This is a genomic window from Actinomadura coerulea, assembly GCF_014208105.1.
In the GTDB taxonomy this organism is placed as follows: Bacteria; Actinomycetota; Actinomycetes; order Streptosporangiales; family Streptosporangiaceae; genus Spirillospora; species Spirillospora coerulea.
Genome location: NZ_JACHMQ010000001.1, coordinates 5,508,790 through 5,522,583 on the forward strand (window position 1 = coordinate 5,508,790; position 13,794 = coordinate 5,522,583).

9 protein-coding genes and 1 tRNA gene are annotated in these 13,794 nt (G+C 71.7%); 4 read left to right on the forward strand and 6 right to left on the reverse strand.

Annotated features, from left to right (window positions below; all coding sequences use genetic code 11):
• Positions 1–13: 13 nt before the first annotated feature.
• On the reverse strand, positions 14–2,704 hold the full coding sequence (gene topA, locus BKA00_RS25310) for a type I DNA topoisomerase (RefSeq protein ID WP_185028864.1): 2,691 nt from the start codon (positions 2,702–2,704) through the stop codon (positions 14–16).
• A 254-nt stretch (positions 2,705–2,958) separates the two neighbouring features.
• Here topA and BKA00_RS25315 point away from each other — a divergent pair, with 254 nt between their 5' ends.
• The gene (locus tag BKA00_RS25315; RefSeq protein WP_185028866.1) at positions 2,959–3,144 is read left to right on the forward strand and encodes a DUF5703 family protein; all 186 of its coding nucleotides are present in this window, start codon (positions 2,959–2,961) and stop codon (positions 3,142–3,144) included.
• 234 nt (positions 3,145–3,378) lie between these two features.
• Here the strand turns inward: BKA00_RS25315 and BKA00_RS25320 are convergent, their stop codons facing one another.
• From BKA00_RS25320 to BKA00_RS25330, 3 genes are all read right to left on the reverse strand, one after another.
• Complete coding sequence (locus BKA00_RS25320) at positions 3,379–5,310, reverse strand: chaplin (protein ID WP_185028868.1); 1,932 nt, start codon at positions 5,308–5,310, stop codon at positions 3,379–3,381.
• A 133-nt stretch (positions 5,311–5,443) separates the two neighbouring features.
• Entirely contained in the window at positions 5,444–6,139 is a 696-nt protein-coding gene (locus BKA00_RS25325) for a hypothetical protein (protein ID WP_185028870.1), read from the reverse strand.
• Positions 6,140–6,233: 94 nt separating this feature from the next.
• Positions 6,234–7,553 (reverse strand): M20/M25/M40 family metallo-hydrolase, encoded by a 1,320-nt coding sequence (locus BKA00_RS25330; protein WP_185028872.1) that lies wholly within the window; start codon positions 7,551–7,553, stop codon positions 6,234–6,236.
• A 111-nt stretch (positions 7,554–7,664) separates the two neighbouring features.
• Between BKA00_RS25330 and BKA00_RS25335 the strand changes: the two genes are divergently transcribed.
• A tRNA-Leu gene (locus tag BKA00_RS25335) sits at positions 7,665–7,750 on the forward strand.
• Positions 7,751–7,924: 174 nt separating this feature from the next.
• Here BKA00_RS25335 and BKA00_RS40590 read toward each other — a convergent pair.
• Positions 7,925–10,318, reverse strand: coding sequence for a cellulase family glycosylhydrolase (locus tag BKA00_RS40590; protein ID WP_185028874.1), 2,394 nt, complete (start codon positions 10,316–10,318; stop codon positions 7,925–7,927).
• Between the two features lie 317 nt (positions 10,319–10,635).
• On the opposite strand from BKA00_RS40590, the gene BKA00_RS25345 reads away from it, so the two are divergent.
• A complete protein-coding gene (locus BKA00_RS25345; RefSeq protein WP_185028876.1) occupies positions 10,636–11,754 on the forward strand; it encodes an RDD family protein in 1,119 nt (372 codons plus the stop codon).
• A 97-nt stretch (positions 11,755–11,851) separates the two neighbouring features.
• Positions 11,852–12,622 carry a helix-turn-helix transcriptional regulator gene (locus BKA00_RS25350; protein WP_185028878.1) on the forward strand — a complete coding sequence of 257 codons (771 nt, stop codon included), beginning with the start codon at positions 11,852–11,854 and terminating at the stop codon, positions 12,620–12,622.
• Between the two features lie 143 nt (positions 12,623–12,765).
• On the opposite strand, the gene BKA00_RS25355 is transcribed toward BKA00_RS25350, so the two are convergent.
• Entirely contained in the window at positions 12,766–13,299 is a 534-nt protein-coding gene (locus tag BKA00_RS25355; RefSeq protein ID WP_185028881.1) for a hypothetical protein, read from the reverse strand.
• Positions 13,300–13,794: the final 495 nt, after the last annotated feature.

Sequence of the window (13,794 nt, forward strand, 5' to 3'; positions counted from 1 at the left end):
GGCGTAGATGTCCCTATGAACCGGACTTTGCGGAGGTTCGACGGCGCGGCGCCGCCTTCTTCTTCCCGCCGCCCGCGGCGACCTTCTCCCGGCGCTCCGCGAGCAGCTCCGCGGCGCGCTGGATCGTGATCGACTCGACCTCGTCGCCCTTGCGCAGGCTGGCGTTCGTCTCGCCGTCGGTGACGTACGGGCCGAACCGGCCCTCCTTCACCACGACCGGCTCCCCGCTCGCCGGGTCCTTGCCCAGCTCGCGGAGCGGCGCCGCGGCCGCGGCGCGGCGCCCGCGCTGCTTGGGCTGCGCCAGCAGCTCCTTCGCCCGCTCCAGCGTGACCGTGAACAGCTCGTCCTCCGAGCCGAGCGACCGGCTGTCGGAGCCCCTCTTGATGTACGGGCCGAACCGGCCGTTCTGCGCGGTCACCGGCTCGCCGTCCAGCTCGCCCAGCGTGCGCGGCAGCGACAGCAGCTTCAGCGCGTCGTCGAGCGTGATCGTGTCGAGCGACATCGACTTGAACAGCGACGACGTGCGCGGCTTGGGGGTGTCGGCCTTCTTCGTCCGCTTCTTGCCGTCGGCCGGCGGCGCCGGCTCGGGCAGGATCTCGGTGACGTAGGGACCGAACCGCCCCGACTTGGCGACGATCGTGTGGCCGGTCTCGGGATCGGCGCCGAGCTCCCGGTCGCCCGACGGCTGCGCGAACAGCTCCTCGGCCTTCTCGGCGGTCAGCTCGTCCGGCGCGATGTCCTCGGGGATGTTGACGCGCTCGCCGTCCCGGTCGAGGTACGGCCCGTACCGGCCGACCCGCACCATGATGTCGGTGCCCTTGATCGGGAACGAGCTGATCCCCTTGGCGTCGATGTCGCCGATGTCGCCGACCAGCTCCTTCAGGCCCTCCTCACCGGAGTCGCCGAAGTAGAACCGGGTCAGCCAGCGGACCCGCTCGGCCTCGCCGCGTGCGATCTCGTCGAGACCGTCCTCCATGTGGGCGGTGAAGTCGTAGTCGACCAGGTTGCCGAAGTGCTGCTCCAGCAGGTTCACCACGGCGAACGCCAGGAACGACGGGACGAGCGCCGTGCCCTTCTTGAACACGTACTCGCGCGCCAGGATCGTTCCGATGATCGAGGCGTAGGTCGACGGCCGCCCGATCTCCCGCTCCTCCAGCTCCTTGACCAGGCTGGCCTCGGTGTAGCGGGCCGGCGGGCGGGTCGAGTGGCCCTCCGCGTCGACCGCGGTCGCGGTCAGCGGGTCGCCCTCGGCCAGGTTCGGCAGCCGCCGCTCCTGGTCGTCCCGGTCCGTGGACGGGTCGTCGGCGCTCTCCACGTAGGCCTTGAGGAACCCGTGGAACGTGATCGTCTTGCCGGTCGCGCCGAACTCCGCGCGCTCGTTCCGCGTCGACGTCCCGGTGACCCGGATCGACACCGACTGGCCGACGGCGTCCTTCATCTGCGACGCGATCGTCCGCTTCCAGATCAGCTCGTACAGGCGGAACTGGTCGCCGGACAGGCCCGTCTCCGCGGGCGTGCGGAACGTCTCGCCCGCCGGGCGGATCGCCTCGTGCGCCTCCTGCGCGTTCTTCACCTTGGACGTGTAGACGCGCGGCTTGTCCGGCACGTACTCGGCGCCGAACAGCGACGCCGCCTGCCGTCGCGCCGCCGTGATCGCCGTCTCCGACAGGGTGATCGAGTCGGTTCGCATGTAGGTGATGAAGCCGTTCTCGTACAGCTTCTGCGCGACCGACATCGTGTACTTCGCCGAGTAGCTCAGCTTGCGGCTGGCCTCCTGCTGGAGGGTCGTCGTCCGGAACGGGGGGTACGGGCGGCGCGTGTACGGCTTGCGCTCGACCGACTTCACCTCGTACGGGCGGCCGCGGAGGCGCTCGGCCAGGGCCGTCGCCGCGGCCTCGTCCAGGTGCAGGGCGTCCCGCGTCTTCAGGGCGCCGTCGGAGCCGAAGTCGCGGCCCTGCGCGACGCGCCTGCCGTCGACCGAGACGAGCCCGGCCTTGAACGCCGTCGGCTCCTCGTCGCCGCCGGTGTCGAGCTGGGCCGCGATGTCCCAGTAGTGGGCGGGGACGAAGGCGATCCGCTCCCGCTCCCGCTCGACGACCAGCCGCGTCGCCACCGACTGCACGCGGCCCGCCGACAGCTTCGGCATGACCTTCTTCCACAGGACGGGGCTGACCTCGTACCCGTAGAGGCGGTCCAGGATGCGGCGCGTCTCCTGCGCGTCCACCAGGCGCATGTTCAGCTGGCGCGGGTTCGCGGCGGCGCGCTGGATCGCGTCCTTGGTGATCTCGTTGAAGACCATCCGGTGCACGGGGACCTTCGGCTTGAGGACGTCCTGGAGGTGCCAGGCGATCGCCTCGCCCTCCCGGTCCTCGTCCGTCGCGAGGAAGAGCTCGTCGGCCTCGGCCAGCAGCTTCTTGAGCTTCTGCACCTGCTGGCGCTTGTCGGAGTTGACCACGTACAGCGGCTCGAACTCGTGCTCGACGTTCACGCCGAGCTTCGCCCACGGCTCGCCCTTGTACTTGGCCGGCACCTCCGAGGCGCTTCCGGGCAGGTCCCGGATATGGCCGATACTGGACTCCACGATGTATCCGCGGCCCAGGTAACCGGCGATCGTCTTCGCCTTCGCGGGCGACTCGACGATCACCAGGCGCGTTCCCGCCCCGTTGCCCCGGCCACTGCTCGCGGTGCCGTTCTTGGCTGGCACAGTCGCTCCAACCTCGCTGTCTCGGGTTCTCTGAATCAGGCTCTTCCTACCGGCTTCGTACAACGTCGCACGGCGGCGTGTTTGTGCCCGCGCCTTCCCGCCACCGCCCCGCGATCATCGTGCCGCCCCCGCCGGGGGGCGGGATTCTCACCGCCGCACGCCCCCGACAGGATGACACGCCGCCGCGCACCGCGCGGACCGGGAGGCCACGGTACGGTGCCGCACGGCCGGTAGACCAAGTAATAATGGTCGCGATGGCGGAGTACACCTACCTCGTCCTGTCACTGCCGCGCGGCACCACCCGTGACACCGCCCGGCGGATCATGACCGAGCACGCGGAGCACGGCGGCTGGGAACTCGATCGCTTGCGCCTCTACCCGGACGGCCGCCGTCGTATTCAACTGCGCCGCAAGGTCATCCGCGCCGTCCGTACTTTCTGACCGTTCGCAGCGGCCTGTCCGGAGCGTAGCACTGCGTACGGATTCCTTGACGTGACGTTACCGTGTCCGCGGCGGCCACGGCCCGCCCGCCCGGGGAGACCGCGCCGGCCCGCCTGCGGCCGGGGACTCACCCGTTCGTGAGCACGGCTTCGCCCGCCCCGGTCCGCGCCTCCGGGACGGGCGAAGGTCCTCCGCATGCCGGCCCGAGGCCGGCTCACCCGCGGTCTGGTGGATCTAGCGGCGGCCCACCCGGATCCGCCGGCCCAGCACCAGGGCCCCGGCCGCGGCGGCCAGCACCCCCGCGACCGCCGCCAGCAGCGTCGCGCCCGTCCCGGTACCCGGCGTGATCGTCTGCGTGGACGCGACCGGGCTGATCCGGCCGATCCCGCCCGGCGCGTCCGCGATCTGGGCGGTCGCCACGCCGTGCACGCCGACCGGGAGGACCGGCTTCGCGGGCAGCGAGACCGCGCCCGGCGCCCCCTCGGCCGGCCGGACGCGCTCGGCGCCGACGCGCACCGGCGCGCTCTTCCCGGCCAGGCCCGGGGCCTGGGGGAGCACCTTCGCCGCGGGAAGCACCCGCGACACACCGGTCACGTTCGGAAGGACGCCCACCTTGGGCAGGCCCGCGCCGAGGTTCGAGGCGGCGGTGCCGAGCCCCTGCGGGCTCCCCGGCTCGGGAAGAGCGTTCGCGACCGGCGCACCGCCCGCCGCGCCGCGGCCGTCCGCCTTCGGAAGGTCGACGCCGCCCGGCAGGGCCGGGGCGTCCAGCAGCGAGACGGCCGCCGGAGCGCCGTCACCGCCGAGCGCGGTGCGCTGGTTGCGCCCCGCGGGCACGCCCTGCGCCGGCAGGCCGTCGACCAGGCCGGCCCCGCTCTTCAGGACGGGAGCGCCGTCGAGGCCGCCGACCGCGGGCGGGTCGATCTTCGAGCCGGGACGGGGCGCGGTGCCGGTCGTCCGGGAGTAGGGCTCGTACCCGCCGTTGCCGGGCTCGTCGCACGCCGCGGAGGCCGGCCCGACCGCGGCGGCGGCGTTGCCGCACACCTCCGCGGGGGCCTGGACCGGCGCGTTCGCCTGGTTCCCCGAGCCGGTGCCCTGCTCGCCGGACGTCTTCCCGCCGGAGCCGTGCGAGCCCTTGACGAGGGTCTGGCCGTCGCACTTCGCCGCCGCACGGCCGACGACGGCCGCCGCGTTGCCGCAGACCTCGGCGGGAACGGAGACCGGGGCGTTGCCCTGGTTTCCGGACAGGATCCCGCGCGCCCCGGAGGTCTTCTGGTCGCCTCCGGAGCCGCTGCGCACGTGCGCGCCGCCCTCGCAGAGCGCGCCGGCCTCCCCGACGAGCGCCGCGGCGTTGCCGCAGGCCGTCACCGGGATGCTGATCGGGGCGTTGCCCTGGTTTCCGGAGAGGATCCCGCGCGCCCCGGTGGTGGTCTGCCCGCCCGTCCGGTGGCCGCCGTTGCGGACGGAGGCGCCGCCGTCGCACGCCGCCACCGCGTTGCCGACCGCGTTGCCGCAGGCGTCCACGGGCACGCTGATCGGAACGTCGGCCTGGTTGCCGCTGCCGACGCCGCGGACGCCGGACGTCTGCTGCTTCGCCCCGGTGTTCCCGCCGCTCTTGACCTTCGAGCCGCCCTCGCAGCCCGCGAGCGCCCCGCCGACGACGGCGACGCCGTTGCCGCACGCGTTGACGGGCGCGGAGATCGGGGCCTTGACCTGGTTGCCCGCGAGGACGCCGTCCGTCCCGTCGGTGGTCTGGCCGCCCTTGCCGCTGCCCTTGACCTTGGCGCCGCCCTCGCAGCCCGCCTGCGATCCGCCGACGACGGCGACGGCGTTGCCGCAGGCGTTCACCGGCAGGGAGATCGGTGCGTTGACCTGGTTGCCGGACGCGACGCCGCGCTTGCCGGACGTCCGCTGGCCGCCGCCGCTGCCGCCCTGCTCGACCTTGGCGCCGCCGCGGGACGTCGCCTGGCTGCCGCCCACCAGCGAGGCGGCGTTGCCGCTGACGTCGACGGGCGCGGAGATCGGCGCGTTCACCTGGTTGCCGCTGAGGACGCCGCCGTTGCCGGCGGTGACGTCGGCGAAGGCGTTCACGGGGATGGCGCTGACGCCGAGGGCGACGAATCCGGCGGTCAGCATGGCACGGGAGGTGCCCTTTGCCCACGTTCGCATGATGCTCCTTGGGGAGAGTTGGTGGAGAAGAGACAGGTGTGTCTCGGGGGAAGGCCGCGCATGAGGGCACGGCAGGAGACCGGATGGCGCGCCCGAGCCGCACGGGCACGCGTCCGGAGACTGTGGTCAGGAACTAGTCGGGCGCGAAGGAGGGCTCGTCCGCGGCGGTGCGGACGGCCGGAGGCACCGCGCCGAAGACAGGGCGCGGCGATGCCCGATGAGGTGCGGGGACGAACGTCCCGGCCGCCGGGATCCCGGCGGCGACGCCGGAGGCGATGAGCCCGCCGGTCGCCGAATGCGTGCCCGGCTTCTCGGGCACCGGGCTCGGCGCCGGATGGTGCCGGACCACGACATGGCGTGCCCCGTGGCCGATGCCGGGCCGCGTCCGGGAAATGCTGGAGACAGCGGGCGCGGACGCCCGACGATGCGTCTCAGGAGCGGCGGCGACCTCGGTCACGGCCGGCCTGGGCTTCCGCTTGGCCGACGGCTCGACCCGGACTTCAGGCGGAGGCGGCGGCACGTCGCGCGCGACCTTCTCTTCACGCGGTTTCGGCGCCACGACGTCCACGACCTCGACCGGGTCGGCGACGCCGGGCGCCCCCGGCACCGGCCGGTGCTCGCGGACGGTCTGGACCGCGTCCCCCAGCAGGGGCGTCTTCTCGACGACCCCCGTCACGGGGGCGGGCGGCGGCTCGTCGGCGTGCGCGGACTGCGCCGCGCACCCGAGGAACCAGCCGGCGATCAGCAGCCCGCCGAGGACCAGCAGGCGCCGCAGGGAACGTCCGAAGGCGGCGCGGCGCAGCAGGACGGATACCGCCCCGACTCGCACCGCGCCACCTGCCACCGGACACCCTCCGCCACAACCGATCCGTCCTCAACGGATAGTGACGATAGCACCACGGAAAGCTCTGGTGATGGCAAATTCAAGAGCGATCAAGGAATTTGTCGAGAACCCTGACGCCGAAGCGCAGACCCTCCACGGGAACGCGCTCGTCCACCCCATGGAACATTCCGGAAAAGTCCAACTCTGGAGGCAATCTCAGCGGCGCGAAACCGAAACAGCGCATGCCCAGCGTGGAGAACGCCTTGGCGTCCGTCCCACCGCTCAGGCAGTACGGAACCGGCAGCGCGCCCCCGTCCTCCGAGGTCAGAGCCGCCTCCATCGCCGCGACGAGCGCACCCTCGTAGTCCGTCTCGACCGCGTGGTCATGGTGCACGAAATCCCGCTGGACGTCCGGACCGAGAAGTTCGTCCACTACGGCGAAGAATTCCGTTTCATGCCCGGGAAGGAAGCGTCCGTCCACCTGGGCCGTGGCGGTCTGCGGAATCACATTCGCCTTGTAACCGGCGTCCAGCCGCGTCGGATTGAGCGTGTTCCGCAGCGTCGCGCCGATCATTCGCGCGAGCGGCCCGATCTCCTCAAGGCACTTCTCGGGATGTTCCGGATCGAACTCGACGCCGTACGCCATGCAGGCCCGCTCCAGGAACGCCCGCACCGACTTCGTCAGCCGCACCGGGAACTCGTGCGCCCCCAGCCGCGCGACCGCCGCCGCCACCGCCGTGACCGCGTTGTCCGGATGCACCATCGACCCGTGCCCGGCCGTCCCCGTGGCGGTCAGGTTCATCCACGCGATGCCCTTCTCCGCCGTCTCGATGAGGTACATCCGCCGGTCCCCGGGCACCGTCAGGCTGAACCCGCCGACCTCCCCCACGGCCTCGGTGCACCCCTCGAACAGCTCGGGATGCTCGCGCACCAGCCAGTGCGCGCCCCACTTCCCCCCGGCCTCCTCATCGGCCAGGAAGGCGAGCACCACGTCCCGCGGCGGCCTGCGCCCCTCCCGCAGGCGCTGCCGCACCACCGCGAGCATCATCGCGTCCATGTCCTTCATGTCCACGGCCCCGCGCCCCCAGACGCACCCGTCGGCGATCTCCCCGCCGAACGGGTCGCGCGTCCAGTCCTCCTTGCGCGCCGGCACCACGTCGAGATGCCCGTGCAGGAGCAGGGCGTCCCGCCCCGGATCCTCCCCCTCGATCCGCGCGACCAGGCTGGCCCGCCCCGGGTGCGACTCGAAGATCCGGGTCTCCAGCCCGACCTCCTCGAGCTTCTCCGCGACGTACTCCGCCGCCACCCGCTCCCCCGGCCCCGAATGATCGCCCGGGTTGCTGGTGTCGATCCGGATCAGCTCCTGGCAGAGCCGGACGACCTCGTCCTCGGCGGTCGGCTGCCGAACCACATTGATCACCTCGTGTCCTCGAGTACCGTCCCATGGTGCCCCGCCGATCGACTTCGCCGCGACTCGCCACCTTTGGTATGGTGAACTCCGCCGCCGCAGCCGCGCTGCGGCCTGCGACCGGTCCGGGTGGCGGAATAGGCAGACGCGCTAGCTTGAGGTGCTAGTGCCCTTTACGGGGCATGGGGGTTCAAGTCCCCCCTCGGACACTTCACGACAAAGTGGGACAGATGCTCATCTGTCCCACTTTGCGCTTCCGGGGTTCTTCCGGCGAGCGACGTCGGCGTCCATCGCGGTGCCGGGCAGCAGGTGGCGCCCGCTCGGGTCGGGAGGGGGAGGCCGTGGCCCGCGGCTCATACGCCAAGGAGTGGACGGGCCGCCGGTCAACTGATCGTCAGCCGGTACGAGCCGCGGGCGCAGCCGGTGACCCGCCACCCGCCCTCGGTCTTTCTCGCTTCGATCCTCTCGATGCCGGTGACCGCGGGAGCGGGACGGTCTTCTCCCGGCACCCAGATGTCCAGTTCACAGCCGCCACCCGTTGTCTTTCCGGTGAGCGCGAGTTCCTGCGGCCCGGCGGCCTTTCCGCCCGGCCGCCCGCCGGGAAGGGACCGCAGCGAGGTGAGGACGCCCGGGGCCGCGCGCGGGTAGGCGCGCGAGATCTCCTGTTCGGCCACCGCGTCGCGGCGCAGGAAGCGTCCCGTCGCGCAGTCGAGGTTGTTGAGCCCGTTCCCGGTCGGCTCGACGCCGTTCTGCGGATCGCCGCACGCCTGTTTCCACACCCAGAATGCTCCGCCGATCCTGCTGTCGTCCTCTTGGCGGGCGTAGCGGCGCAGCCTGCCGGCCACCGAGCCGGCATCGCCCCAGAACCCCCACTCGCCGCTCCAGACCGGCATGTCGCCGGCGGCCCGCCGCGCGAGGGCGAAGCCGTGCTCAACGGAGGTCATGACGGGCAGCCCGAGCGAGGCGTCCATGGTGATCGACTCGGCGTACAGATGGGGCGCGAAGACGACGTCGGGATCGGACCGGAAGGAGCCGCGCGGGATCGCGTCGAACCCGGTGCCGGACCAGAAGATGCTCGGCTCGGCGAACAGCAGATGGGGACGGGACTCGGCGGAGCGGATCGCCCGCAGGACACGGTCGTAGAAACGGCCGAGCAGCAGCGTCGACGTCAGCGGCGCCTGCTCACCGAAGCCCGGTTCGTTGAGCGGGTCGAACCCGGCCACCGCGGGGTCGTCGCCGAAGCGGGCGGCGAGCATGCCCCACGCCTTCACCAGGCGGCCCTGGACACCGTCGCGGTCATAGTAGAAGTTCGTGAACGCGCGGTTCCCCGCGGGTGAGATGTCGCGTCCGGTGAACTGGCAGCGCGGCGCGCCGTCGGCCTTGGTCGCCCACGCGGGTGCGCCGTCGTAGCCGTCCATCGGGGACGTGCCGAAGGGGCACGAGGTTCCGGCCGGGGTGGGCAGGTCACTCCAGCCGTCCTGATGCATGTCGATCACCGTGTACAGCCCGTGCCGCTTCGCCCAGGCCACGGCCCGGTCGATCTGCCGCAGGTAGCCCTCGTCGTACCGGCCGGGGCCCGGTTCGACCCGTGACCACGACACCCCCAGCCGCACCACGTCCAGGCCGAGCGCCGCCATCTGCGCGAAATCGTCCTCGCCGAGCGGCAGTGTCGCCGGCACTCCCGGGCGCGGCGCATAGAAGTCCACCAACTGGTTGACGTTCACTCCGCGCAGGAGGACCTGCCGGCCTTCACTGTCGACGATGCGAGGCCGCTTCCCCCGGACGGCCCGCAACGGTGACAGCTCCGTCTCCTGCACGGCTGCGGGTCTGCGGGCGACGGGCGCGGGCTCCGGTCCGGCGAGGGCCACGGCTCCGGCCATCGCCGCCACCGCGACCGCGAGGGTCAGGGCCGTCGCGGCGGAGGCGCCACCGGCCGCCCGCCTGAACGCGCGGCCGGTGGCGGGCAAGGCCAGCAGTGCGGGCAGCCAGCCGAAGGCGACGCCGAGGGACGCGCCCTCGCCGAGCCTGATCCACAGGGCCGCGGGCGTCTGCAGGGGAGCGCCCGGCCCGTCCAGGATCAGGAGACCGGCGGTTTGGACGGCGCCGAGGACGATGCCCGCCCAGAGCGCGGCCAGCCATCCGCCGAGGAAGGCCCCCGAGGGCGTGCGGGATCGCCGTGCGAAGGTTCGCTGGGTGCGGACGAGCGCTAGGAAGAGCGTCACCAGCCCGGCGAGGAGCCCGGCCGCCCCACCCTGCGGGGACGCCGACGGCAGTCCGTCCGGCAGGTCCCGCGACCAGTGCGACGCCACCCACATCCCGGTCACCGCCACCGCCGAGACGCTGATGGCCGCGACCGGCCAGTGCGCCCGGCGGGCGGGCTCGACGTCCTCACGCTCTCCCGTACGCGCAAGGAGGGTGACCGCCGCCGGGACCAGTGCGTACAGGGCCGCTTTCGGCACGGTGAAACTCGTCGACCACAGCAGGTCGGCGACGTCCAGCTCAGGTGCCGTCGCCGCGACCGACATGGCGGCCTTCGCGACCACGGCGGTCAGCACGAACCCCGCCCAGACCGTCGCGAAGCGCGCCCGCCGTCCCAGATGCCCGAAGGCGGCCACGACCCACGCCGTGCCCGTCAGCAGCAACGGAACGTAGACCACCAGGGGGACGATCTGCCAGCGCGCCGCCGGTACCACCCGTCCGGGCATTCCCAGCAACGCGAAGTACCCGACCGGATCGATCAGAGCCCCCGCCGCGACCAGTACCAGAACGGCACCCACGGCCGTTGACACGAGACGTCGCGAACCCAATGTGGCCTCCAGGCGCCGGGGAGCGCCAAAATACATGAGATTTCCTCATGTTTGCTAGCCTTCCGGGAACCGACGAGTCGCCGTTCGGTCAAGGCGGCGCCGGATGGACCCGCTCGCCCTCGGCGAAGGCGACCTTCTCGCCGGGCGCCACCCAGTTGACCGCGACGTGCACGCGCGGGTGGAGTTGGGGTGTGCTTGCATGTACGCCCGTGACGGCCCCCCTGTATGTCCCGGCAGGGACGCCCCCAGAGCGGGTACCGGGCGATGACGGCCGTGTCGTGCGGGTGTTGGCGAGCACACGGCAGCGGGTCGCGGCCCGCGTGCTCGACCTGCTGGCTGCCTTCCTCATGGTCTTGGCGGCTGTGTCGCCGGTCTACGCGGTCGCCTTGCTGTCCGATGGCTCCTCCACCGCGTTCCTCTGGGCGACCGCTCCACTTGTGGTCCTCGGCATGGCCGGCCCGCTGCTGCTGCGCGTCGGGGGGATCGTGCGGTGGGGCTGCACCCTGGGCCAACGAGTCGCCGGGATCCGGGTGGTGTGCGAGGAGGACGGAACACGGCCCCCGAACTGGCGGCGGTCCTTCCGCCGGTATGCCCTCCCGAGGAACTCCGCGTCCCTACCGCTGATCAGCGACCCCTGGGTGTGCAGGAAAGACGAGCGGCTGAGACAGTGCCTGCACGACCGGCGCGCCGGGACGGTGGTCGTCCGGGCCCAGGCTCCCCCGGCGCCCGCGGAGACCGGCGGGCCGGCGGCGCTCGGGTCTCCAAGCCCAACCGGGCTTCCCGACCGTGTGCGCCGCTGGGAGGCGCGCGAACGCAAGCAGCGCATCGCGCTCGGCTCCACTTTAGGTGTTCTGGGGGCGACCGTTCTGTCCGCACCGTTCGCCGTCGTGCTCGTGACCGCCGGGCCATCCGCCATCGGCGGCCCGGCGTTCGAGGTCGACACCTTCTACGACGACGCCACCCGGTTCGAGAACCGCTTCGAGGGGCGGTCCGAGACCTACGAGCGCACGGCCGCCAAGGTCCTGGACGATGAGAAGGGCTGTCTGTCGGGAGCGACCAGCGGGCAAGCCCGCGCCGTCCTGCGCCGGACCGGGTGCGAGGGACGGATCGAGATCGCGTTCAGAACCACGGACGGCGTGCTGGTCAGCAGCCACGTTCTCAAGTTCCCCGACCGGGCCTCCGCTGCCGGCGCCCGGCCTCGTCTGCGGCATACCGACCTGCGCTTCGTTCCGGACGGCGACGTCGACCCGCCGGGAGGCGCCCGCATCGGCGATGTCGGAACCCAGGACCGCTACGTGGTCGTCACGACCGCCGTCTCCCCACGCCAGCCGGAGGCGACGGCGAAGGCGAAGAACGCCTTCCTCCTCATCCACGTCCCCACCCTCAACGTCATCCTCTTCCTCTAACAGAAGGGCGCGCCGAGCGGGAGTCCGGCGGGCCATGCGCTGTCCGGGCGTGTCGGCCTGCCGGTGACCGCGGGGCGGTGCGCGGCCCGGTGAGGGGGTGGACGGCGCCAGAGCGCACTCTGGTCCAGGCCAGCGCCACCTGCGCGGGACTGACTCCCAACTCGCCGGCGACATCGCGAACGACTGCCACCACGGCCGCCTCCCGGGCAGGCGGCGCGCCGCCGGATCTGGTGAGTGCGCCGGGCGTCCGCTTCGGGCAGACGGCGATGTGGTGACGCTGTGCGGCGGCTACCGGCTCGACCCGGACCGCACCCACCCGCTGCTGCGCGACGTTCCCGCGGTGCTGCACCTGCCCGCGCAGGTCGGACGGCACGACGACCTGCGCACGACACTCGACGGTCTCGGCCGGGAGCTCGGGACGTCTCGTCCCGGCGGCGCGGCACTCGTCCCGCTCCTGCTCGACATGCTGCTGCTGCACGTGCTGCGCGCCTGGTTCGAGGACCGGCCGCGCGATCCCGGTGGCGGGGGCTGGGCCGCGGCACTGGCCGACCCGCCGATCAGCTCGGCGCTGCACGCCATCCATCAGGATCCCGCGCACGCCTGGACCGTCCAGTCGCTCGCGGATCAGGCGGGGCTGTCGCGGGCGGCGTTCGGCCGCCGGTTCACCGCCGCGACCCGCCAGCCGCCGCTGGCCTACCTGACCTGGTGGCGGCTGACCGCCGCGGCCGGCATCCTCCGCGAGACCGACGTCCCGCTGGAGCAGATCGCCGCCCAGGTGGGGTATTCGTCGCAGTTCGCTCTCGCCAACGCGTTCAAGCGGCAGTACGGCGTCCCACCCGGACGGTTCCGCCGCACGGCACGGACGTGACGCACCCCTGCCTCGGCGCGGACCGGCCGAGGAGCCTGCACGGGGCCAGGACGGCCGGTTTCCCACCGGTATCTGGCCGAGAAGTACGGCATCGACCGCCGCAAGGTCAAACAGATCATCACCGGTGCCGAAACTGTGAGCTTTCAATCTCTGTAGTGGTCGTTTGTCCCCTTGCCGGCGCTCAGAACCCAGCGGCTGCCGTACCTGTCGGTCTGCTTGTAGATCTTCTGCGGCCTCGGTGGCGCCGGCCAGGTTTGTATCAGGTAGTCCTCCACCGGCTCGTCAACCGCTAGATCGATTGCGGTGTCCCTGCCACGTGCGTGAACGCGGACTCTGTAATACCCGGGGCCATTGGGGGTGAGAACCGGGAAAGGAGGCGTCGGATCGCTATCGTCCACAGCCGCAACTTTTATCCGGCCTGCGGTGGCCTCCAGCGTCACTTCCACCGCCTCCTCCCATTCGTCGATGTCCAGGGTTGGTGGCTGCTGATGCACCTCGACGGTCAAACGTACGTCGCCCATGGCGATACCTGTGTTGACGGCTGCGAATCCTGGGGCCAACGCGAGTATCGCGTTGGCGTACTCAGGTATCTGCGGACGCTCTCCGTCCTCGGTGAGGGAGAAGACGTGGTGGTCGACCGGCATGTTGAAGTGTGCCGTCACCGGGTATTCAGGCATGCCCGTCAAGGTACCAGCTCTTCTAGGAAACTATCTCTACATAGAATGGGTCCTTGTCGATGAGACGCTGCTGTGCGCAGAAGGCGTTGAGGCGGCTTCCGCCTGTGCTGTTCTGCCAGCCATCGATCCCCTTGGGTATTGTCGCAAGTATTGCCGTCGGGCCTGTTGAAGCCGCTATCGCACGCCCGCTGGCGGTTCTTTCGCTTGAGTGTCGGCTTGCTTGCCATCCGGTGCAGGAATCGCCCCGTTTCAGGCACTCCCGGTATGCCAGACTCCTGCGCCAAAGCAATATGCCTAGCTAGCTGCGGAAATTCGCCACTCAGGCTGTACTGCATCTTCGGGGGAGTTGTGCGAATACACAGCCGGTGGGATCTTCAGCACCAGCTTCGCGTACAGGTCGGCCTGTCGTCCGGGCAGGCGTGCACTCATCCGCGTCGACCGCGATCACGAGCACACCGCGCCATGCGTGAGGGGTCCGGGTAGGCGGAACGCCAC